Here is a 22,030-nt window from a genome sequence, read left to right as displayed (position 1 = left end):
TCAGCACCGTGAGCGCACGAAAGGACCAGAACGTCAGTTCACCCGAGTACGGGGAGTGGCCTTTCCTGGGTCTTCTCAAGGAGTTGGGGATCAGATGTGACCCCCAACTCCTCGATCTCGCGCTCACGCACCGCTCCTATGCCTTTGAGAACGGTGGGATTCCCACCAACGAGAGGTTGGAGTTCCTCGGTGACGCCGTCCTCGAGGTCGGCGTCACTGATTACCTCTACCGCGCCTTCCCGGACAAACCGGAAGGTCAGCTCGCCAAGCTGAGGTCAGCCGTCGTGAGCACGGTGTCCTTGGGGCGGTTGGCTCGTCGCCTCGGCATCGGGCCGCGTATCAAGCTGGGCAAGGGCGAGGAACGTACCGGCGGCCACGACAAGACGTCGATCCTGGCCGACACCACCGAGGCCCTGCTGGGTGCCGTCGAGCTGTCCTCGGGACTGCCGGACGTTCTGCGCCTCGTCCATCATCTCTTCGATCCCCTCGTTGACGAGGCGGATCGATCCGGAGCCGGTACCGACTGGAAGACAGTTCTCCAGGAGTACTGCGCTGAGCAGGGGTTTGAGGCTCCGCGCTACGACATCGTCGGATCAGGCCCGGACCACAATCGCCGCTACTGCGCCAGGGCAGAAGTGGATGGCAAGCTGCACGCTGCCTACACTGGCCACAACAAGAAGGAGGCCGAGCAGGGAGCGGCCCAGCTTGCGGTTGCCGCACTGATCCCTCCTCGCACTGGTGCCTGAGCTTCCTGAGGTCGAGACGGTGCGAGCCGGACTCGAGATCCTCGTCATCCCCTCCGTCGTCGAGCGTGTCGACGTCGTCGATGTCCGCGGTTTGCGCACAACCGGTGGTTCAGAAGAAGCCAGAACCTTCGAGACGATTCTGACTGGTCGCCAGTTCACCGCCATCAATCGCCGGGGCAAGTACCTGTGGTTCGTCCTCGACGACGGCACGGCGATGCTGGCCCACCTAGGGATGAGCGGACAGTTCCGTGTCGTCGACAGGGAAGCCCCACGGCATCGCCATACCCGTGTTGTCATTGGCCTTGGTGACGACCGTGATCTACGTTTTCTGGATCAGCGCACCTTCGGCGGACTCACTCTCGCCCCGCTGGTTGACGATGTGCCCGGCCCAGTCGCCCACATCGCCCCTGATCCCTTCGAGGATTCCTTTGGCGTCGATGAGGTTGCGCGACGACTGCGCGCACGCAGGTCGACCATCAAGCGCAGCCTGCTCGACCAGACACTGGTATCCGGTATCGGCAACATTTATGCCGACGAAACCCTGTGGCGGGTTCGTCGTCACCCGGAGACCCCGTGCTCGCGCCTCAGCCAGCGCAAGGCTGTGGAGTTGTTGGAGACAGCTCGTGAGGTGATGTCCGAGGCGATTACCCAGGGTGGGACATCCTTTGATGCCCTGTACGTCAATGTCAATGGTGAGTCGGGGTATTTCGACCGCTCGCTGGACGCTTACGGCCGGGAGGGGCTCCCGTGCAAGCGTTGCGGGACGATGATGGTACGTGAGCATTTTATGAATCGCAGCTCGTTCCGCTGCCCGAGGTGTCAGCAGTTGCGTTGACCTCGGTGAGCGCGGGGCGACCGTGTTCTACCCGAGGGTGTGGGCAAGTTGCAGGATGCGTTCAAACTCTGGCTGCGAGGCAACATCAGCGAATTTCGTCGTTCGCCGGATGTATGCAGCGAAGACGAGGGACAACTCGGCGATTTCGCCGAGCGCAATGTCTCGGTCGAAGCGCGCTCGGTCGAGAGTTGTTCCCGCCATAGAGCGGATGATCTCGAAGTATTGGGTGAGAAACTTTTCGCGAGCGTCTGTCGGCTGAACGTAGTAGCCACCTTCGGGCTTGCCAAAAGCAACGAATCGTGCGGGATCGCCGAAGTACGGGCTGATATCAGCATGACCGAAATCGATGATTGTGGCGTCATGCCCATCCCAGAGCACATTCATCGGAAGCAGATCGTTCTCGCACAACGTCGATGGTGCGCTCGCCGCGCGATCAGCCAGTTCAGTGAGGGCTACGGATAGCTCCGGGAAATGTTTTGCGACCAGAGCGAATTTCTCGGCTCTGGTTCCGTTGACGTTCGTGGCGGGGGACTCTGACCAAAACCGTGCATGGAGGCGTGCCAAACTCTTCCCTGCGGCGGTTGCAGTTTCCCTGCGCAGACACTGGAGATCCTCGCCGCCTCGCTCCTCGAACGCATGCCACGTGTGGCCGTCTACAACTGCGGTTCCGAGCAACTGAGGCACAGGCAGATCGGGCTGCCCGTCAAGCCATCGCTCGTAGACGACGCCTTGGCCATCGTCGAGTTTGACCACGAGCCGCGGGTTTCCTGCGGCGAGGTAGACGTTGTACTCTTTCTCAAAACCCAGATCGATGTATTTTCCCAGCAATTGTCGGTCGCTCAGTTCGAGGGCATTCAGTACTGGCTCCAGCTCGCTTCGATCGCAGGATCGTATCGACATCCCTCTTGTCGTCACGATTCAAAGGCTACTGACTTCTGAATCGTGACAACGCTGGATTCCGATGATGTCCGGCACAGATCAGTACGCGTCGATGACCTCAGCGTCACAAGGTCGTGAAGTCGGGTTACTTCGATCGGACCCTTGACGTGTACGGACGCCAGGGCAAGGAATGTCGACGTCGCTGCACCGTCATAGTTCGGGAGTCCTTCGCGAACAGGTCGTCGCACCGGTGCCCCCGGTGTCAGCGCTCGCGTCGGTGACCCGGTCATGTCCGTTCCCAGACCTCGACAGGTCCTGGTACGACGACGAACAGTGGGCGAGGTCGCGGCGCGTCGAGGTGGGGAGGCCACTCCGGTGATCTGGCGGTGACCTTGGCATGAAGGTGCTCCATCTCGTGATCGAGCTGTTCAGAGGTCACAGTGAGTGACCTTCATGGCGCTGGATCGGATGTGATCCTCGTCCGGTCAAAGCGGTAGCCGCGCTCAGTGGCTTCGTCGGTCAAGCCTGTCAGGATCAAGCCTCCACAATCGCACGTGTTGTCTCCGCCCTCGGGTGTTGCTGATGGGCACACCCATTTCTTGGTCCTTCCTCGTCGGGCATATCATGTCGCGGGTGACCACTGAGCCATCTGTATCTGCGAGACGACGCATCAAGAAGCGTCACTTCATCGAGTTCTTGAAGTTCGGAATCGTGGGTGGCTCCGGATTCGTCATCAACATCGTCGTTGCCATCATCATGAACAAGGTGAATGGTGGCACCGAGCATGCCCAGGACATCCTGTTCAACTTGGCGGGGACACGATGGAACTTCCGTTTCACCAGCCTCGTCTGGTTGGTGGGCTTCGTGGTGGCAAACGTCACGAACTTCCAGCTCAACCGCTCCTGGACCTTCAAACGGGAGCATCGCCGCGGCTGGTGGCGCGAGTTCTGGCCCTTCTTCGCCGTGGGGTCCGTGGCAGCGATCATCGGCATGTTCATCAAGATTCTGTTCACCAATCCAACCTCTCCGATCTACCTCCCCGAGCCGTGGTTCCATGAGAGCAAGGGATTTCACTCTCGTGAGTACTGGTCGCAGATCTTCGCCATCATCGTGACCATGCCCATCAACTTCGTCGTCAACAAGTTGTGGACGTTCCGAGCGGTCAAGCACTCTGGTGAGGTTCCCATGGTGGGTCCCGCTGTTTCTCCGGAGAATCTTGACGCGGACGACTCGTCCGAGGCGCGTCAGCACGTCTGAGAGACGCTTCGCATCAGGTACCCTGAATTCGGTACCCCGTTGACGGAAAGGTCGTGCTCGGATGGTCGTTTTCATCATCGCGATGATTCTTATCCTGGCGGTCGCGCTGGGCGTTTGTGCCGTGGTGATGTTTGGTTTGCGCCATCCTGGTGACGACCCCGATGCGAGTTTTTGGCGTCATACTGCCACCCGAGTTGGGGAGGATCTCAGTGGTGTCAGACGCCGTTGAGGCGTTGCGAATCCTTGGTGCCGTGATGTGAGCGGCTAGTATCGGCGGACGTGGACCTGACTTACCTGATTTGGATCATTCTCGGCATCCTCGTCCTCGTGACGGTGGTTGCCGCCATCACCGCTGGCATCTCACGACGTAAGGCGCTTCGTGAGGGTTCCAAGCCTGCGGAGGTTGAGCCGACCCCGACCAAGGAACCCGAGGCCACTGGTGAGGAGAAGCCTGAGGCCGGTGCGACCGCGGCCCCTGCTCCTGCGCTCGAGCCTGAGGCACCGTCCGAACCCAGGGTTGAGACTCCGGAGGCCGCGGGCTCGCGGATGGCACGACTCCGTCGCCGTCTGGCCAACAGCAACAACGCCTTGGCCCGTGGTCTGGCAGAGCTCCTGAGCGCCGACAAGCTCGACGACGACACCTGGGATGACTTCGAAGCCACCCTCATCACCTCTGATCTTGGCGTGGGCCCGACCACGGAACTGGTCGAGAAGCTGCGCTCGGAACTGGCGATTGACGGCGTCTCCGAGCCGGCCCAGGCTCGCGGGATCTTGCACCACGAACTGGTCGAACTTGTCGGACCAGACATGGATCGGTCCATCAACCTCGATCATGCGGAGGGTAAGCCGGCAGTCGTCCTCATGGTCGGAGTCAATGGCACGGGTAAGACGACGACCTGCGGCAAATTGGCCCGCGTCCTGGTCGCCGAGGGCAAGACGGTCCTCCTCGGTGCCGCAGACACTTTCCGCGCCGCAGCTGGGGAACAGCTGGAAACCTGGGGGGAGCGCGTCGGCGTGCGCACCGTTCGCAAGGACGAAGGGGCTGATCCCGCCTCGGTAGCCTACGAAGCTGTTCAGGCCGGTATCGACGAAGGCGTTGACGTCGTGCTCGTCGACACTGCTGGCCGTCTTCACACCAAGGCCGGTCTCATGGACGAGCTGGGCAAAGTCAAGCGCGTCATCGAGAAACTGGCCCCGGTCAGTGAGGTCCTGCTCGTTCTCGATGCGACCACCGGCCAGAACGGTCTCACCCAGGCTCGTATCTTCTCCGAGGTCGTCGACGTCTCCGGCATCGTGCTGTCCAAGCTCGATGGCTCTGCCAAGGGCGGCATCGTCGTACAGGTGCAGCGCGAGCTGGGCGTTCCGGTCAAGCTCATCGGTCTGGGTGAAGGTGCCGACGACCTAGCCCCCTTTGACGCCGACGACTTCGTTGCCGGTCTCATGGGCGATGACCCCTCCGAACGCTGAGGACCAAATAGATGACAGGCATCGCGTCGTCTGCCTCGATACGCGGGGCCATGATGGTGAGTATTCTCAGCCGAAAGCTGTGTGTAGCGGTATTAATTGCTGCGTTCGTTCTGCCGCTGGCATTTGTTACATGGCGAGCCATCGTGGGGACCGGTAGTTGGTGGCTGAAGGCCCTGCGTGGCCTCGGACATTTCGTCGTAATTGTGCTCGCACAGGCGTTACTGATTACAGGGGTCTTTCTCTACGTCAACCATGACTATGGATTTTTCACCTCCTGGGATGACCTCCTGGGCGAGGCTGAGCCCCAGGCACCTGTTCATGATCTGGTTCCAATTCGGCGTACGAAGGTGGAGAACATCCCGATCAGTAAGTCCAACCCACACCCCAATGGGCAGATGGTTGGCATGACGATGCCCGGTGCGGATTCTCAATATGCGCGCATTCCCGTGTGGTTGCCACCACAGTACTTCGAGAAGTCGGAGCAGGGCACCCGCTTTCCGGTGTTGTACTACATCGGAGGTGTTAATGACACCGGCGAGCGCGACAATGTATCGATTGACATCCTTGATCCTGCCGTCGAGCTCATTAAGAGCAAGAAGGTCAATCCCTTCGTCATTGCGTTCTTGCCAGGCAGGATTCGCAACGGCGTCGACAGCGAATGCGTTGATGTTGGTCCGTACAAGCACGAGACGTGGATCATGAAGACTGTTATTCCGCAGATCGAGTCGCATTACCGGGTTGGCCATGAGCGTGGGTCACGCTTCATCGGTGGGTGGAGCACTGGCGGCTACTGCGCTGCCAATCTCTCGACGAAGTACCACAGAATGTTTAATTCCGGATTTTCGTTGGGTGGGTATTACCATCCGATGTTTGAGAGAACGCCCATCGCGGACATGGCTCGGTCCTCGATGGCTGAAAATTCCGTAGTCCGTCGGGCGCAGGAACGCAAGGTTAACCGCAGCGTGCGCTTTTTGTCTGTGCTCAATCGCAGTGATCTGCAGAGTTGGGGACCCGGTCGTCACCCCATAGTTGCCAACGGTCAGATAGGCCCGGACGGAGGCCAGTTTCACCATGTGGCTAAAGGCATGAAGCAGTTCACCTTCATCGTGCTGCACGGAGGTGGGCATCGCAACACCGTGTACATGCCTTACGTCCAGCAGTGTCTGGAATGGCTGGGCCAGTTTGGTCTGTGACCTCGCTCTGAATCATCATGTCAGACCGGGACGGTAGGCTGTCCCGGTAAGGAACTAGTGCGCTGAAGGACAACCGTGTTCGACACTCTCCAGGACCGCCTCGCATCCACCTTCAAGGGACTGCGTGGCAAGGGACGTCTCACCGATGCCGACATCGACGCCACGACTCGCCAGATCCGCATCGCCCTCCTCGAGGCCGACGTCAACCTGACGGTCGTCAAGGAATTCGTTGCGGCGGTCAAGGAACGCTGTCACGGCGAGGAATTGTCGAAGGCGCTCAACCCTACTCAGCAGATCGTCAAGATCGTCAACGAGGAGCTCGTCGAGATCCTTGGCGGTCAGACCCGCACCGTCCGGTTCGCGAAGACCCCGCCCACCGTCGTCATGCTCGCTGGACTTCAGGGTGCCGGTAAGACGACCCTGGCGGGCAAGCTCGCTCGGTGGTTCAAGGAGGAGGGGCACTCGCCGCTGCTGGCCGCCTGTGACCTGCAGCGTCCCAACGCGGTCACCCAGTTGCAGGTCGTCGGTGAGCGAGCCGGTGTGCATGTCTTCGCTCCTGAGCCCGGCAACGGTGTTGGCGATCCCATCCAGGTGGCTCGTGACGCCGTCGTCGAGGCCCAACGCAAGCTCTATGACGTCGTCATCATCGACACCGCCGGACGCTTGGGTGTCGATGCCGAGATGATGGCCCAAGCTGCCGACATCAAGGCGGCCACCAACCCTGACGAGACGCTGTTCGTCGTCGACGCCATGATCGGTCAGGACGCGGTCAACACCGCAGTGGCCTTCCAGGAGGGAGTCGGCTTCGACGGGGTCGTCCTCACCAAGCTCGACGGCGACGCCCGTGGCGGTGCCGCCCTATCCATCGCCCGGGTCGTCGGCAAGCCGATCATGTTCGCCTCCTCCGGTGAGGGGCTCAAGGACTTCGACGTCTTCCATCCCGATCGGATGGCCTCACGCATCCTCGACATGGGTGACATGCTCACCCTCATCGAGCAGGCTGAGAAGGCTTTCGACCAGGAACAGTCTCAAGCCGCTGCGGTCAAACTCATGGCCGGCAAGGGGGAGTTCGGTCTCGACGACTTCCTCGGGCTCATGCGCCAGATGCGCCGCATGGGTCCGATGTCCAAGATCATGGGCATGTTGCCTGGCGTCGGTCAGATGAAGGATCAGATCGAGAACATTGACGAGCGGGAGATCGACCGTATCGAAGCCATCATTTGTGCCATGACCCCGGCAGAGCGTGCCGACGTCTCGATCCTCAACGGTTCGCGTCGCGCCCGTATCGCGAAGGGCTCCGGCGTCGAGGTCCGCGACGTCAACAACCTCGTCAACCGCTTCGTCGATGCCCGCAAGATGATGAGCCAGATGGGCCAGATGATGGGTCCGGGCGCTGGTCGCATGATGGGGTCGATGGCCAAACGCGGCTCCAAGCAGTCCAAGAAGAAGCAGAAGAACCGCAAGGGTTCTGGTAACCCAGCGAAGCGCGCGGCCCAGGCCCGTCAAGTGGCTGAGAAGCCGCAGCACAACAGCGGCGAGGCATTCGGTGTTCCCGGTCAGCAGCAGCCGAGCCAGGAAGATCTGCAGAAGGCGATGAGCGAGTTCAAGATGCCGCCGTCGATGCAGCAGATGTTCAACCAGACCAACAAGGGCCCGCGCTGATCTGACGTTGGCAATGCCTCACGAGGTCGCGGGTTTGACGTTTCGTCTTCTGCAGCCTCGTGCCACGATGAGGACATGGATAAGGACACCCAGCCGCTGTTCCACACTCATACCCATGACGGGTGGACACACACTCACGTAGCTCCCGAGGCCCAGACTGCTCCTGCCGAGGATCTTCGCATCCGGGGAGTTGTCCTGCCCGACGTGGAGGAGCGTGAGCTATGGGTTCACGACGGCGTTCTTGTCGAGGGGCCACTGCCAGGCGCTCGCACCCTCGCCGACGGTTGTTGGATCATCCCGGGCCTGGTTGACGCTCACAACCACATCGGGCTGGACGGCCATGGTGCCGTCGACAAGGAGACGGCTGAGGACCAGGCTCGCACCGAGACGAGGACCGGCACCCTCCTCATCCGCGACGCTGGGTCCCCGAGTGACACCCATTGGATTGACGATCGCGACGACTTGCCTCGAGTCATCCGCGCCGGACGTCACATCGCTCGTCCCAAGCGCTACATCCGCAACTACGCAGCCGAGGTCGACCTGGAAGACCTCGTCGCCGAGGTGGATCGTCAGGCTCGAGCAGGTGACGGCTGGGTCAAGCTCGTCGGTGACTGGATCGACCGTGCTGAGGGGGACCTGGCACCGCTGTGGCCGGCTGACATCGCGAAGGAAGCAATCGATCGTGCTCATGAACTCGGCGCCCGTGTCACGGCCCACTGCTTCTCCGAGGAGGCTCCGGCCCAGCTCGTCGACGCAGGCATCGACTGCATCGAGCACGGCACCGGACTGACTGACGAGACCATCGCCACCATGGCCGAGCGTGGGGTCGGACTCGTCCCGACCCTGGTCAACATTGAGACCTTCCCGTCCATCGCAGCCCAGGCCGACGCCAAGTTCCCCACCTACGCAGCCCACATGCGTCATCTGCATGCTCACCGGATGGAAACCATCGGCAAGGCTGTCGATGCCGGGGTTCCGATCTACGCAGGTACTGACGCCGGCGGCACCATCGAACACGGTCTGATTGCCTCGGAGGTGCGGTTGCTGGCCGCAGTCGGAGGAGCGGAGATGGCATTGGGGGCAGCATCCTGGCGAGCTCGAACCTGGTTGGGCGGGGAACAACTGGGGATTGGGGACTCCGCCGACCTTCTCGTCCTCGATCGCGACCCGAGGGTGGACATCGGAGTCCTGGAGTCTCCCACGCACATCCTGCTGAGGGGTCGAGTCGTCATTCGGTGACGGGTCGCCGGACTCGCGTCGACGCTCTGGATGTGGCACAATGTCGAGAGCTTCTGTCCGTTCGGTGCCCTCTCTAGCCGGCGGACGGTTCCACCCGAGTGCGGTCGCGGTGTCCCCACATCGCAATCCGCGCTCACCCGTAACTTCCCGGGTTTCATCCCGGGCGTGTCACTACAGGAGATACCACACACGTGGCTACCAAGATTCGTCTGAAGCGTCTCGGCAAGATCCGCACCCCGCACTACCGTGTCGTCGTCATGGACTCGCGCACCAAGCGCGACGGTCGTGCCATCGAGGAGATCGGCCAGTACCACCCGAAGAACGACCCCTCGGTCATCGAGATCGACTCCGAGCGCGTCCAGTACTGGCTCGGCGTCGGCGCCCAGCCGACCGAGGCCGTCGTCGCCCTGCTCAAGCGCACCGGTGACTGGCAGAAGTTCACCGGCGACACCTCGGCCTCGGGCGTGACCCCGCAGGCTGAGCGCTCCAACAAGGACGACCTGTTCAACGCCGCTCTGGCCGAGGCTGACGACGCCCCGCGCGAGGCCATCACCAAGAAGGCTGAGGAGCCCGCTGCCGAGGAGGCTGCTGAGCCGGCCGCCGAGGAGAAGTCCGACGAGAAGGCTGAGGCCTGATCGTGCTTGCCGACGCCCTGGAACATCTCGTCTCCGGCATCGTCGCCAATCCCGACGACGTCCGGGTTCGGGAGAAGGACCTGCGACGCGGCCGGATGCTCGAGGTGCGTGTCAACCCCTCCGACATCGGCAAGGTCATCGGTCGTCAGGGCCGTACGGCCTCCTCGCTGCGCACGGTCATCGATGCCCTGGCCGGTGATGAGCAGATCAGGATCGACTTCGTCGACGTCGACCGCCGTGGTTCGGGACGCCGTTCCGAGCACCGTGGCCGTCGTCACTGAGCCGCTAATCCTCTGATACGCCAATCAATTGGCAATATGGGCCGTGGTCCCGCTTAGGTGGGGCTACGGCCCATTTGTCGTGTTCGACATTCTTGTCCAGCCGCTGACGCGGCAATACCCATGAGCTTCAGGAGTCACAGTGGAACAGCAGGCAACAGTGGAGGTTGTCGTCGGCCGGGTGGGGCGTGCCCATGGTCTGCGGGGAGACGTCGTCGTCGAGGTTCGTACCGACGAGCCCGACGAGAGGTTCGACGTTGGCGCGACAGTCTGCATCGAAGGCACGCGGCGGGAGTTGACAGTTACCAGATCGCGATGGGCCAGGGGTAGCCTGATTGTCGCCTTCAAGGAGGTCGCCGATCGAAATGGCGCCGAGGAGCTGCGAGGTTCGGTGTTGGTGGTTGACGTCGAGGCCGATGAGGAGCCAGCTGATCCAGAAGAGTTCTGGGACCGTCAGTTGCGGGGGCTGGCAGTGGTTGACGAGTCCGGTCAGGCCCGGGGAACCGTCAAGGACATTCTCCACATGCCGGCCCAGGACGTGCTCGTCATCGATGTCGACGGCGACGAACATCTGGTGCCGTTCGTTCGCCAGCTCGTTCCCACCGTTGACGTCGCTGCCGGTCAGATCGTTGTCGCCAGTATCCCTGGACTTCTTGACGACGATGCCGAGGAGGCAAGGTGACGATGAGGCTGGACTACCTGTCGATCTTCCCCGGATACTTCGACGTTCTCGACATCTCCCTGTTGGGAAAGGCCGTCGACAACGGTTTGGTCGAGGTCCACGCCCATGACCTGCGCGACTGGACCCACGATCGTCATCGCACTGTCGACGACACCCCGTGCGGCGGTGGCGCCGGCATGGTCATGAAGCCTGATCCCTGGGGCGAGGCCTTCGACGGGATCATTGGTATTGAACCCGATCCGTCGGTCCACGTGATCTTCCCGACTCCCTCCGGAATTCCGTTCACACAGTCCGCTGCCCAGGAGCTGTCGACGGTTGAGCGGGTCGTCTTCTGTTGCGGACGCTACGAGGGCATCGATCACCGGGTCATCGACTACGCGCGAACCATGTGGACCGTCCATGAACTGAGTCTGGGCGACTACGTCCTCAACGGGGGAGAAGTCGCTGCCCTGGCCATCACCGAAGCCGTCGTCCGTCTGATCCCGGGATTCATGGGCAATCCGGAGTCCCTCGCGGAGGAGTCGTTCTCGCCGGGGCAGGAACGACTGCTGGAGTACCCGCTGTTCACCCGACCGGTGTCATGGCGAGGGATGGATGTCCCTGAGGTCCTCATGAGTGGGCACCACGGCCGCATCGCCGAATGGAGACGAGAGGAGTCGTTGTTGCTCACTCGTGATCGTCGCCCGGACTTGACTGATTAGGACTCAGGGAGACAACGTATTCGAAGTCGCTAATACCCTAAATTCGAACCAAAAATGTTGCGTTAATATGAACTAAAACAGGTAGTCAGAGTGCAGTTGTAAGGAGATTTTGAAAACACTGGGGGTCGTGAGGCAAAGGGACTGTTGATTGGATAGTCTTTGCCCCGTGGCGACTACAACACTTACTACTCATCAGAGAGCAGTGCGATCAACTGTCGCGGCGAAGGCCCTCATGGCCGTCACCGGCATCATCTTGGTCCTCTTCCTGCTCATGCACATGTTCGGCAACTTGAAGTTGCTCGGTAGCAACGAGGAGTTCAACGACTACGCCAGCTACCTCCGTACGATTCTCAACCCGATCCTTCCGGGTGAGTCGTTCCTGTGGATCTTCCGAATCTTCATGCTGCTGGCGATTGTGCTGCACATTTGGTCGGCGATCCGCGTCACCAAGCAGCGTCGCATCGGCACTGGTGGCGCTGGTCGTTACTCCGTGAAGAAGAACCTCTCCCCGGAGAACACCTACGCGGCCCGCACGATGTACTGGGGCGGTTGGATCATCTTCGCGTTCCTCATCCTTCACCTGCTGCAGTTCACCATCAGCCCTGATCTGCTCAACAACCCGCCGACTGACGCGGCTGGGCGTGCAGGCATGGTGCTCACAGCCTTCAGTCATTGGTGGTTCGTGCTCATCTACCTCATCGCCATCATCGCGGTGTGCATGCACGTTTCCCATGGTTTCTGGAGCGCCTTCGCGACCCTCGGTGTCAACGTCTCTGGTACCGCTCGCGCTGTGCTGCGCGTGTGCTCCTGGATCGTCGCCATCGTGATCCTCGTGGGCTTCATGGTTCCTCCCTTCCTGATCCTGTTCGGGGTGATCTCCTGATGACTGCAACAGCTACGTCGAATAACAACGCCGCTCTGGCCGACCAGTACTGGACAACCGGCGATGAGATTCATGACACGAAGGCCAACCACGACCTTCCGATCGAGAAGATCTGGACTGATCGTCAGTTCACCTCTCGTCTGGTCAACCCGGCCAACCGCCGCAAGATGACCGTCATCATCGTCGGCACTGGTCTGGCCGGTGGCTCCGCTGCTGCCACCCTTGGTGAGGCTGGTTACCGCGTCGAGAACTTCTGTTACCAGGACTCTCCGCGTCGTGCCCATTCCATCGCCGCCCAGGGCGGCATCAACGCTGCGAAGAACTACAAGAACGACGGTGACTCCATCTACCGCCTGTTCTACGACACCGTGAAGGGCGGCGACTACCGCTCCCGCGAGACGAACGTCTACCGTCTGGCCGCGGTCAGCGCGAACATCATCGACCAGTGCGTCGCCCAGGGTGTTCCGTTCGCCCGTGAGTACGGTGGCCTGCTCGACAACCGTTCCTTCGGTGGCGTCCAGGTGCAGCGCACCTTCTACGCTCGTGGACAGACGGGTCAGCAGTTGCTGATCGGCGCCTATCAGGCCCTCGAGCGTCAGGTCCATGCCGGAACCGTCCACATGCACACCCGTCACGAGATGGTCGAGCTCATCGTTGCCGATGGTCGTGCCCGCGGCATCGTGACCCGTGACATGGTCACCGGCAAGATCGAGGAGTGGTTCGGCGACGCCGTCGTCCTGGCTACCGGTGGTTACGGCAACGTCTTCTTCCTGTCGACGAACGCCATGGGCTGCAACGTCACCGCTTCGTGGCGTGCCCATCGCAAGGGTGCCTACTTCGGCAACCCGTGCTACACGCAGATCCACCCGACCTGCATCCCGGTGCACGGCGAGAACCAGTCGAAGCTGACCCTGATGTCGGAGTCGCTGCGCAACGACGGTCGTATCTGGGTGCCGAAGCGCGCCGAGGACTGCGAGAAGGATCCGCGTGACATCCCCGAGGAGGATCGCGACTACTACCTGGAGCGCATCTATCCGTCCTTCGGCAACCTGGTTCCTCGTGACATCGCCTCTCGTCAGGCCAAGTACCGCTGTGACGAGGGTCGCGGCGTTGGCCCGAAGGTCCGTGAGGTCGATGCCGACGGCACCGAGCACATGCGCTCCCGTGGTGTCTACCTCGACTTCTCCGAGGCCATCGAGCGTATGGGCAAGGATGCTGTCGAGAAGAAGTACGGCAACCTCTTCGACATGTATCAGCGGATCACCGATGAGAACCCGTACGAGGTTCCGATGCGGATCTACCCCGCTGTGCATTACACCATGGGTGGCCTGTGGGTCGATTATGACCTGCAGTCGACCATCCCGGGCCTGTTCGTCTGTGGCGAGGCTAACTTCTCCGATCACGGTGCCAACCGACTCGGTGCCTCGGCCCTGATGCAGGGTCTGGCTGATGGTTACTGGGTGCTGCCCAACACCATCACCGACTACCTGGCCGACTCCCCGAAGTTCGGCAAGGTGGACGAGAAGCACCCGGCCGCCGTCGAGGCCCGTCAGGCCGTCGAGAGCCGCATCAACAAGCTCCTGACGATCAACGGAACCCGCACCGTCGACTCGATCCACAAGGAACTCGGCCACATCATGTGGGAGTACTGCGGCATGGAGCGCAACGAGGCCGGCCTCGTCAAGGCCATCGGTCTCATCCGCAACCTGCGCAACGAGTTCTGGACCAACGTCAAGGTCACCGGCGTCAACGAGGAGCTCAACCAGACCCTCGAGCGTGCCGGACGTCTCGTTGACTTCCTGGAGCTCGGTGAGCTGATGTGCATTGATGCTCTGCATCGTCGCGAGTCCTGTGGCGGTCACTTCCGCGCCGAGTCTCAGACCGAGGAGGGCGAGGCCCTGCGTCACGACGATCAGTACCAGTACGTCGCTGCCTGGGAGTGGACCGGTGAGGGCCACAAGCCGACCCTGCACAAGGAGCCGCTGGTCTACAAGTCCATCCAGGTCAAGCAGAGGAGCTACAAGTGAAGATCAACCTGCGAATCTGGCGCCAACGCAACACCCAGGATCAGGGCCGTCTCGTCGAGTACACCCTGGACGGTGTCTCCGGTGACATGTCCTTCCTCGAGATGCTGGACATGCTCAACGAGAACCTCACCGCTCAAGGTGAGGAGCCCGTGGCCTTCGACTCGGACTGCCGCGAGGGCATCTGTGGCCAGTGTGGCGTCGTCATCAACGGCGTGCCGCACGGTGGCATGGGCGTCGCCCAGCCGGTGCGTACCACCACCTGTCAGCTGCACATGCGCTCCTTCGCTGATGGCTCGACCATCACGATTGAGCCCTGGAAGTCCGGTGCCTTCCCGATCCTGCGGGACCTCATCGTGGACCGCTCGGCCCTCGACCGCGTCATCCAGGCTGGCGGCTACATCTCCGTGAACACCGGTGCTGCCCCGGATGCCCATGCTGTCCAGGTCAACAAGAAGCGCTCTGACCGCTCCTTCGATGCCGCTACCTGCATCGGCTGTGGTGCTTGTGTGGCTGCCTGCCCGAACGGCTCCTCGATGCTGTTCACCTCGGCGAAGATCACCCACCTTGCCATGCTTCCGCAGGGGCAGCCGGAGCGGATGCGTCGTGTCAAGGCCATGGCTGCCCAGAACGACGCCGAGGGATTCGGCGGCTGCACCAACATTGGTGAGTGCGCCTCGGTGTGCCCGAAGGGCATCCCGCTGGAGTCCATCAGCCAGCTCAACCGCGACCTCATCGCCTCGCTGTTCAAGCATGACGGCAAGGATGACTGAGTTCTGACCCATGTGGTCGACCACACGGGCCCCGGCACCATCTGGTGCCGGGGCCTCGTCGGTTCCATGGGGCTGACGGATCCAGCCTCGTGGTATGCAATTTGGTGTCAGGCCTTCGAGTGTGGAAAATATCCAGCTGTTGTCCGTGTCCGGCTCCTGCCACAGGGGGATCGTCCGGAGCGCGGGGACCACATCTTTTGAACACGAGCACCAGGTGACCTGTGGCACCGGCGAGGAAACACCATGAGCAACATCATCGACGAGATCGACAAGGCCTCGATGCGCGACGACATTCCCGAGTTCCGTCCTGGCGACTCGGTGAAGGTCCACGTCAAGGTCGTCGAGGGCAGCCGCACCCGTGTGCAGGTCTTCGCTGGAACCGTCATCTCGCGTACCGGTGGTGGCGTCCAGGAGTCCTTCACCGTCCGCAAGCTGAGCTTCGGAACGGGTGTCGAGCGTACCTTCCCACTGCACTCCCCGATCATTGAGAAGATCGAGGTTGATCGCCACGGTGCCGTCCGTCGCGCCAAGCTGTACTACCTGCGCGGTCTGCGCGGCAAGGCTGCCAAGATCAAGGAGAAGGGCGCGGCTCGCTGACGTCGTCCTCACAGTAACGGGGTTTCGCTTGCGCGGGGCCCCGTTTTCGTGTGTCTGATGAGGTCCGGGTCGATCGACGCTCGACGAGGCGACCAGAGTGTGTTCTGGACGTTGGTTACACTGCAGGTTGGCACTTGCCGGGACGTTCCCGGGGGTAAGAGGGAGAGGTATCGCCGTGGCGTATGACTACGAGGCGCGAAGGACTGCTGATGGCGACACCGCTGGCCCGCATGCTGCAGGCGCCACGACTGGGTCGCAACGACCGAGCGGATGGCAGCGGTTCCGATCCGGGATGATGGAAATCGTCCTCATCATCGTCGGAGCTCTCGTCATCTCGGCCATCCTGCGAGCCTTCGTGGGACAGATGTTCGTCATTCCCTCCAGATCCATGCAGAACACCCTGCAGGTCGGTGATCGCGTGGTGGCCGTCAAGGCAGCGGACTTCCATCGTGGTGACGTCGTCGTGTTCAGGGACACCGAGCACTGGCTTCCCGCTGCTCAAGATCGTCGCTCTGTCCCGGGCAAGGTGCTGGAGTTCGTGGGTCTGCTGCCCAACACGAGCTCCAACTACCTCATCAAACGCGTCATCGGAATGCCCGGCGACACCGTTGCCTGCTGCAACGTCAAGGGTCAGATGACCGTCAACGGGAAAGCCCTTGACGAGCGTTCCTACCTGTACTCGGAGAACGGTCAGATGGTCGAGCCGTCGACGATGAAGTTCCGGGTCACCGTCCCCAAGGACCGGATGTTCGTGATGGGGGATCACCGCAATGCGTCGGGAGATTCCCGCTACCACATCCAGGACCTCGATCCTGACGGGTACACGGGTGCTCCCGGGTTCGTTCCTCTCGACAACGTCGTCGGGCCGGCAAAGGCCATTCTCATGCCTCTCAACCGTATTGACGGGCTGGGGACCCCTGACACCTTCAAGGGCATTCCCGACCGGTCTGGCTCAGCCCCTGACAAGGCGCGCATCTGCGTCGGCGACGAGTGCTCGCCCCGGTGACGACGCCATGGCCGTGACGGTGCGCGTCGGGCCTGGCCTGATGGGCCATGAAAGGGCCCTGACGAGAGCAGGTCTGGGGCCGGTCGCCGGGTGTGACGAGGCCGGCAGGGGAGCCTGCGCCGGGCCTTTGGTGGCCGCTTCCGTGATCCTCGATGATCGCAGGTCATCACGGATCGAAGGGCTCGCCGATTCCAAGACCTTGTCTGTCGTCAAACGAGAGCGACTGTTCGACATCATCATGGACAAAGCGTTGGCCGTGTCATGGGTTCGCGTGGAGGCCGACGAGTGCGACCGGTTGGGCATGCAAGAAGCCGACATCAGCGGGCTGAGACGCGCCGTCGCACGGTTGGATGTCGAGCCAGGGTACGTGCTGTCAGACGGGTTCCCCGTGGATGGACTGACCGTTCCGGACCTGGGAATGTGGAAGGCCGACGCAGTGTGCGCCTGCGTGGCAGCGGCGTCGATCGTGGCGAAAGTGGCCAGGGACCGCATCATGATTGCCATGGACGAGGAGATTCCTGGTTATGACTTCGCGGTGCACAAGGGATATTCGACGGCCTTGCACCAACGACGTCTGGAGGAGCTGGGGCCGTCACCCCAACATCGGATGAGCTACGGCAATGTGCAACGAGCGGCTAGGCTGCATTCATCATGAGTGCCGAGGATCTGGAACAGTACGAGAACCGCATGGAGCTTGAGCTCTACCGCGAGTACAAGGACGTCGTCGGCATCTTCAAGTATGCCGTGGAGACCGAGAGACGGTTCTACCTGTGCAACGTCGTTGACCTCAAGGTACGTACCGAGGGCGGTGACGTCTACTACGAGGTGTCCATGGCGGACGCTTGGGTGTGGGACATGTATCGGCCGTCCAGGTTCGTCAAGAGCGCCAAGATCCTCACCTTCCGCGATGTGTCGATCGAGGAGATCGTGCATCCCGACTTCGATGAGGTTCCCTCCACGTAAATGGCTGCATCGTCTGGGGACAACTCATGGTGTTCATGGCAGACCAGATTTGTCTGTGGATAACTGAATGATCAGCATTCCTGCGACGACAACTGTTGTCGGAGGTGGTGCATGATGACACCCAAGCCGTTGTCGGCAGAACTGACGACCCCTCGCGGAGCAGCCTTGCGTGGGCGTCGTGGCGGCAGACTCGCGTTCGGTGCGTGGGGTGAGGACATTGCCGCCCAGTACGTGGATTCCCTCGGGTGGACGATCGTCGCCCGAAACTGGGCGTGCCAAGTGGGGGAGATCGACCTCATCGCGCAAGATGACCGGACGATCGTCTTCATCGAGGTCAAGACGCGGTCCGGCACTGGATTCGGTGATCCCCTGGAATCCATCACGACGACGAAGATCCGTAAGCTTCACGAGCTCGCGTTGGTCTGGTTGGTCGACCAGGAGAAAGGAATGCACTCGGTACGGATCGACGCCATCGGGGTCATGGTGCGCCCCGGCGAACAGCCGACGATTACGCATGTGCGGGGCATCCAGTGACCGGGGCAAGCGCATGGTCGGTTGCCCTGATGGGGTTGGAAGGCTGCTTGGTCGAGGTGGAGACGGCCATATCGTCGGGCCTGCCGCGTACGGTACTCGTCGGCCTTCCGGACATGGCCCTGCACGAGGCTCGGGATCGGTGTCGGGCTGCGGTTGGTGCCACCGGCATGTCCTGGCCGAGCAACGTCCTGACGATCAACCTCACCCCCGCTGGCCTGCCGAAGGCCGGAACTCACTTCGATCTCGCCATTGCCGCTGCGACCCTGGCTGCGGATGGAAAGATCCCGCAGACCCTGCTCGGGTCGACGGTTCTCATGGGGGAACTGGGGCTTGACGGGCGGGTACGACCAGTGCGTGGGGTACTCCCGGCATTGTTGGCGGCTCGCGAGGCAGGGTTCGAATGTGCCGTGGTGCCGTCCGGCCAGTATGCCGAGGCCCGGTTGGTGCAGGGGGTGACGATCTGGCCGGTCGGCCATCTCCGTGATGTCGTCGAGGTCCTGCACGGCCGTCCGGTACTGGCGACTGAGGAACCCGTGACTGACGCCGCCGATGCTGATCCAGGTCTGGTAGATCTGGCAGAGGTGATCGGCCAACACGAAGCACGCCGCGCCCTTGAAGTGGCGGCAGCCGGACGCCACCACATCCTCCTTCGCGGCGCACCTGGATGCGGGAAGTCGATGCTGGCACGACGGCTGCCCGGGATCCTTCCCCGCCTGGATCACCGGGACGCCCTCGAGGTGACGGCTCTGCACTCCTTGGCAGGCCGGGGGAGTGGGCGTCTCATGACCAGGCCACCGTTGGCACAACCACACCATTCCGTGTCGATGGCTGCCATGGTCGGCGGAGGAGCACGGATTGCCCAGCCAGGTGCCATCTCCTTGGCGCACCGCGGCGTCCTCTTTCTCGACGAGGCCCCGGAATTTGCCCCCAAGGTCCTCGATTCGCTGCGTGGGCCCTTGGAGACGGGGGAGATCATCATTGGCCGTTCTCAGGCCCACACGACGTTCCCAGCTCGGTTTCAGCTCGTCATGGCACTCAACCCGTGCCCGTGCGGGATGGCTGACGACCCATCCGGTCGGTGTACCTGCACTCCACAACAGGTCCAACGGTATTCGGGTCGGCTCTCCGGCCCGATCCTCGACCGAGTCGACGTGACGGTACGGATGCGCCCGCTGACCTCGGCGCACCTGCTTGACGCCTCAACGTTGCCCGCAGGGGAGTCCAGCGCCGTCGTGCACGACCGGGTGGCAGAAGCCCGGCTGAGGGCTGCGCGTCGCTGGGAGGGGAGGCCATGGAAATGCAATGCCGAGGTGCCGGGGAAGGTGCTTCGCCAGAAGCTCCCGGCCAATGATGCCACTCGCATCATCGAAGACGCCCTGACGACCGGTCGGCTGACAGCCCGCGGCGTGGACAAGGTGCTGCGAATCGCATGGACCGTGGCCGATTTGGAGGGCAAGGACGAGGTGGACAAGGCATGTGTTGCTGAGGCCATGGGGATGAGACGAGGACGATTGTTATGACATGGGACAACGAGAGGGTGGCGCGAGCTGCCCTGACAACAGTCGTCCAGCCTGGGGACAGCGTCACGGCGCGGCGATTGCTGGACATGACGGCCGAAGAGATGTGGCACCGCCTGCTGACCGATGTGGACGAGAGATGGTACGAGCGAGCCAGAGGGACGGATGTCGACCAGGTGGTGGCCCGGTCGGAGAAAGCCATGATGAGGTTCCTCATCCCCGGAGACGAGGAGTGGCCCGTTGGGCTCGATGACCTCTCGTGGGTGGGGAAGTCAGGAATGGGTGGGGTTCCCATCGGGTTGTGGGTTCTTGGCCCGACACGCGTCAATGAGGCGTCTGAGCGGTCGGTCGCCATCGTCGGCTGCCGAGCTGCGACGAGCTATGGCCAGGATGTCGCGATGGAGATGGCCCACCATCTTGCTCAGGGACACAGCGACGGGACCGGTCGTCAGGTCATCGTCTCCGGTGGCGCATTCGGGATCGACGTCGCTGCGCATCGAGGCACCTTGTGCGTCAACGAGAAGACGATCGGAGTCCTGGCATGTGGGCTTGACGTCTTGTACCCGAGGGGAAATGCCGCGGTGCTGGAACGCATTGCCGAAACGGGCGCCTTGGTCTCGGAAATGCCACCAGGCCGGCATCCAACGCGTCCGGGATTCTTGGCCAGGAATCGTCTCATTGCTGCGCTGACGACAGGAACCGTCATTGTCGAGGCAGGGTGGCGATCGGGGGCGATCAACACCGTCTCATGGGCGAATGCTCTGGGCCGGGCAGTCATGGCTGTCCCCGGTCCCGTGACCTCGAGCAGGTCGACCGGTACGAACAAGCTCATCCGTGACGGTGAGGCGATCTTGGTGCGCGATGCCGAGGATGTCCGCGGGATCGTCGGAGAACTTGCTCCTGAACCCGAAAGACCGGAAGGTCGCAGTCTTCCCACGGATGTCCTGGATGCCACGGAGCTGGCCGTGCACGAGGCGCTCCCGGCTCATGGATCTTGTGGGATGGACGAGTTGTCTGCGTCGGTGGGAGTGTCTGTGGCTCAGTGCTCAGCCGCGTTGACGGTCCTCGAGCAGCTGGGCATGGCGGCATGTTGCCTGGATGGTACGTGGTCGGTCACATTGGTCGGCAATCGGAGGTGATGGCACCATGACGGATTTCCATGTCCAACAGGAAACGCTTGATGGTTCGGCCGCCAAGGTAACCCCCGAGCTTGCCATCACTACGTAGGATCCGGTGACAAGGGATGACGATCGGCAATGGATTCGTGGCACAGGCGTTGCCGACCGCTCGGGAGGCCTGTGGACGCCCGATGAGGGTGGCCAGGTCGCGATAGCTGATGGTCTGGGCGTAGGGAATCGTGAGTAGCCCGTTGATGACGGCTCGTTGGAAGGCTGTCGCTCCCGACAGGTCGAGGGGGAGACTGAAAGCAGTTCGGGAGCCGGAGAGGTACTCGCTGAACTGGTGGGCGGCGTCGTCGAGGATTCCCTCGCAGATGTGGTGTTGCTCGGACGGTTCATGGACGGTCAATGGTGCTGGTGCCTCGCCGAACGTGACCTGGGCCAGCCCTTGCGGGGTCGCGGTGAGCGTCAACACCCCGATGGAGTTGTCGAGGTAACGCCGTGCCGTGATCGTCATGAGGACATGGTAAAGGGCCGGGCACCTCATGTGCCCGGCCCGTCAGTTGTCAGTCCTTCAGCTTGTCGGTAGCAGCCTGGACGTCGTGCTTGAGGTCAGTCGCCTTGTCCTTGGCGTCATCCACCTTCTGGTCCACCTTGCCGCTGGCCTTCTGATCGGCGCCCTCGCCCTGGAGATCGGCGTTGTCGGTCACATCTCCGATCTTCTCCTTGGCAGCACCGACGAGCTCGTCGCTCTTGCTCTTGATCTTGTCGCTGAGGCCCACGAGTGGCTCCTTTCGTCAGTCCCAGGACCGCTGATCAGCCCGGGGCGTATTTATATTTTACTGGGTAACCCAAGTCTGACCAGTGGTTCGTGTTGTACGGGTGATCTGGGCCCACGAACACGGTTGTTCATGATCTAGAACAGGACTGAGAAGGGCCTGAGAACTGAAGCATGCGAACTGGTGTGAGTTCGTGTCGCATGCCGACACAACAAAGGCTGCGTTCCCGCGAGGTGTGGGAGACGCAGCCCTCGTCAGAGAA

25 protein-coding genes and 1 pseudogene are annotated in these 22,030 nt (G+C 61.9%); 23 read left to right on the top strand and 3 right to left on the bottom strand.

Going from position 1 to position 22,030, the window contains the following annotated elements; all coding sequences use genetic code 11:
- The first annotated feature begins 8 nt into the window (after positions 1-8).
- Together rnc and mutM are read left to right on the top strand one after the other, a co-directional pair.
- A complete protein-coding gene (gene rnc / locus HMPREF9153_RS00240; protein WP_015582494.1) occupies positions 9-746 on the top strand; it encodes a ribonuclease III in 738 nt (245 codons plus the stop codon).
- Positions 739-1,581 carry a bifunctional DNA-formamidopyrimidine glycosylase/DNA-(apurinic or apyrimidinic site) lyase gene (gene mutM / locus HMPREF9153_RS00235; RefSeq protein WP_004808612.1) on the top strand — a complete coding sequence of 281 codons (843 nt, stop codon included), beginning with the start codon at positions 739-741 and terminating at the stop codon, positions 1,579-1,581. Before rnc ends, mutM begins: the two co-directional genes overlap by 8 nt.
- A 27-nt stretch (positions 1,582-1,608) precedes the next feature.
- Here mutM and HMPREF9153_RS00230 read toward each other — a convergent pair whose 3' ends face one another.
- Positions 1,609-2,496 carry a phosphotransferase gene (locus HMPREF9153_RS00230; RefSeq protein WP_138237450.1) on the bottom strand — a complete coding sequence of 296 codons (888 nt, stop codon included), beginning with the start codon at positions 2,494-2,496 and terminating at the stop codon, positions 1,609-1,611.
- 101 nt (positions 2,497-2,597) lie between these two features.
- Here HMPREF9153_RS00230 and HMPREF9153_RS12975 point away from each other — a divergent pair.
- The 21 genes and pseudogenes from HMPREF9153_RS12975 to dprA all read left to right on the top strand — a co-directional run.
- A pseudogene (locus HMPREF9153_RS12975) lies at positions 2,598-2,741 on the top strand (bifunctional DNA-formamidopyrimidine glycosylase/DNA-(apurinic or apyrimidinic site) lyase); the annotation flags it as partial.
- A 301-nt stretch (positions 2,742-3,042) separates the two neighbouring features.
- Positions 3,043-3,717: a GtrA family protein gene (locus HMPREF9153_RS00225; protein WP_004808605.1), complete on the top strand. Its 675-nt coding sequence runs from the start codon at positions 3,043-3,045 to the stop codon at positions 3,715-3,717.
- A 61-nt stretch (positions 3,718-3,778) separates the two neighbouring features.
- Positions 3,779-3,946 (top strand): hypothetical protein, encoded by a 168-nt coding sequence (locus HMPREF9153_RS12280; RefSeq protein WP_004808604.1) that lies wholly within the window; start codon positions 3,779-3,781, stop codon positions 3,944-3,946.
- A gap of 50 nt (positions 3,947-3,996) precedes the next feature.
- A complete protein-coding gene (gene ftsY, locus HMPREF9153_RS00220; protein WP_004808599.1) occupies positions 3,997-5,184 on the top strand; it encodes a signal recognition particle-docking protein FtsY in 1,188 nt (395 codons plus the stop codon).
- 50 nt (positions 5,185-5,234) lie between these two features.
- Complete coding sequence (locus tag HMPREF9153_RS00215) at positions 5,235-6,377, top strand: alpha/beta hydrolase (RefSeq protein WP_171023445.1); 1,143 nt, start codon at positions 5,235-5,237, stop codon at positions 6,375-6,377.
- A gap of 75 nt (positions 6,378-6,452) precedes the next feature.
- On the top strand, positions 6,453-8,039 hold the full coding sequence (ffh, locus tag HMPREF9153_RS00210) for a signal recognition particle protein (protein ID WP_004808594.1): 1,587 nt from the start codon (positions 6,453-6,455) through the stop codon (positions 8,037-8,039).
- Between the two features lie 75 nt (positions 8,040-8,114).
- A complete protein-coding gene (locus HMPREF9153_RS00205; protein ID WP_004808592.1) occupies positions 8,115-9,278 on the top strand; it encodes an amidohydrolase family protein in 1,164 nt (387 codons plus the stop codon).
- A 191-nt stretch (positions 9,279-9,469) separates the two neighbouring features.
- Positions 9,470-9,913, top strand: a complete 444-nt coding sequence (gene rpsP, locus HMPREF9153_RS00200; RefSeq protein ID WP_004808590.1) for a 30S ribosomal protein S16 — start codon at positions 9,470-9,472, stop codon at positions 9,911-9,913.
- 2 nt (positions 9,914-9,915) lie between these two features.
- Positions 9,916-10,194: an RNA-binding protein gene (locus HMPREF9153_RS00195; RefSeq protein WP_004808588.1), complete on the top strand. Its 279-nt coding sequence runs from the start codon at positions 9,916-9,918 to the stop codon at positions 10,192-10,194.
- A 139-nt stretch (positions 10,195-10,333) separates the two neighbouring features.
- Complete coding sequence (gene rimM, locus HMPREF9153_RS00190; RefSeq protein ID WP_004808581.1) at positions 10,334-10,873, top strand: ribosome maturation factor RimM; 540 nt, start codon at positions 10,334-10,336, stop codon at positions 10,871-10,873.
- Positions 10,874-10,875: 2 nt separating this feature from the next.
- On the top strand, positions 10,876-11,574 hold the full coding sequence (gene trmD, locus HMPREF9153_RS00185) for a tRNA (guanosine(37)-N1)-methyltransferase TrmD (RefSeq protein ID WP_016665666.1): 699 nt from the start codon (positions 10,876-10,878) through the stop codon (positions 11,572-11,574).
- 202 nt (positions 11,575-11,776) lie between these two features.
- Complete coding sequence (locus HMPREF9153_RS00180; protein ID WP_015582503.1) at positions 11,777-12,457, top strand: succinate dehydrogenase cytochrome b subunit; 681 nt, start codon at positions 11,777-11,779, stop codon at positions 12,455-12,457.
- Complete coding sequence (locus HMPREF9153_RS00175) at positions 12,457-14,484, top strand: fumarate reductase/succinate dehydrogenase flavoprotein subunit (RefSeq protein WP_004808575.1); 2,028 nt, start codon at positions 12,457-12,459, stop codon at positions 14,482-14,484. Before HMPREF9153_RS00180 ends, HMPREF9153_RS00175 begins: the two co-directional genes overlap by 1 nt.
- Positions 14,481-15,254 (top strand): succinate dehydrogenase/fumarate reductase iron-sulfur subunit, encoded by a 774-nt coding sequence (locus HMPREF9153_RS00170; protein WP_004808573.1) that lies wholly within the window; start codon positions 14,481-14,483, stop codon positions 15,252-15,254. The genes HMPREF9153_RS00175 and HMPREF9153_RS00170 overlap by 4 nt, the downstream gene beginning before the upstream one ends.
- Before the next feature lie 243 nt (positions 15,255-15,497).
- Entirely contained in the window at positions 15,498-15,851 is a 354-nt protein-coding gene (gene rplS / locus HMPREF9153_RS00165) for a 50S ribosomal protein L19 (RefSeq protein WP_004808571.1), read from the top strand.
- 175 nt (positions 15,852-16,026) lie between these two features.
- Positions 16,027-16,857, top strand: a complete 831-nt coding sequence (gene lepB / locus HMPREF9153_RS00160; protein ID WP_023031629.1) for a signal peptidase I — start codon at positions 16,027-16,029, stop codon at positions 16,855-16,857.
- Positions 16,858-16,864: 7 nt separating this feature from the next.
- Entirely contained in the window at positions 16,865-17,512 is a 648-nt protein-coding gene (locus HMPREF9153_RS00155) for a ribonuclease HII (protein ID WP_004808567.1), read from the top strand.
- Entirely contained in the window at positions 17,509-17,820 is a 312-nt protein-coding gene (locus HMPREF9153_RS00150; RefSeq protein WP_004808565.1) for a DUF2469 domain-containing protein, read from the top strand. The genes HMPREF9153_RS00155 and HMPREF9153_RS00150 overlap by 4 nt, the downstream gene beginning before the upstream one ends.
- Before the next feature lie 111 nt (positions 17,821-17,931).
- Positions 17,932-18,354: a YraN family protein gene (locus HMPREF9153_RS00145; protein ID WP_004808563.1), complete on the top strand. Its 423-nt coding sequence runs from the start codon at positions 17,932-17,934 to the stop codon at positions 18,352-18,354.
- Positions 18,351-19,874 carry a YifB family Mg chelatase-like AAA ATPase gene (locus HMPREF9153_RS00140; RefSeq protein WP_015582508.1) on the top strand — a complete coding sequence of 508 codons (1,524 nt, stop codon included), beginning with the start codon at positions 18,351-18,353 and terminating at the stop codon, positions 19,872-19,874. The genes HMPREF9153_RS00145 and HMPREF9153_RS00140 overlap by 4 nt, the downstream gene beginning before the upstream one ends.
- A complete protein-coding gene (gene dprA / locus HMPREF9153_RS00135; RefSeq protein WP_004808559.1) occupies positions 19,871-21,010 on the top strand; it encodes a DNA-processing protein DprA in 1,140 nt (379 codons plus the stop codon). The genes HMPREF9153_RS00140 and dprA overlap by 4 nt, the downstream gene beginning before the upstream one ends.
- Here dprA and HMPREF9153_RS00130 read toward each other — a convergent pair.
- Together HMPREF9153_RS00130 and HMPREF9153_RS00125 are read right to left on the bottom strand one after the other, a co-directional pair.
- The gene (locus HMPREF9153_RS00130) at positions 20,985-21,506 is read right to left on the bottom strand and encodes a methylated-DNA--[protein]-cysteine S-methyltransferase (RefSeq protein WP_021107566.1); all 522 of its coding nucleotides are present in this window, start codon (positions 21,504-21,506) and stop codon (positions 20,985-20,987) included. The two genes, dprA and HMPREF9153_RS00130, sit on opposite strands and share 26 nt — an antisense overlap.
- Positions 21,507-21,555: 49 nt before the next feature.
- On the bottom strand, positions 21,556-21,771 hold the full coding sequence (locus HMPREF9153_RS00125; protein ID WP_004808547.1) for a CsbD family protein: 216 nt from the start codon (positions 21,769-21,771) through the stop codon (positions 21,556-21,558).
- Positions 21,772-22,030: the final 259 nt, after the last annotated feature.

This window comes from Cutibacterium avidum ATCC 25577 (genome assembly GCF_000227295.1).
GTDB classification, from domain to species: domain Bacteria; phylum Actinomycetota; class Actinomycetes; order Propionibacteriales; family Propionibacteriaceae; genus Cutibacterium; species Cutibacterium avidum.
The sequence above is the reverse complement of the archived record's forward strand: the minus strand, read 5'-3'. Positions and strand labels throughout refer to the sequence as shown.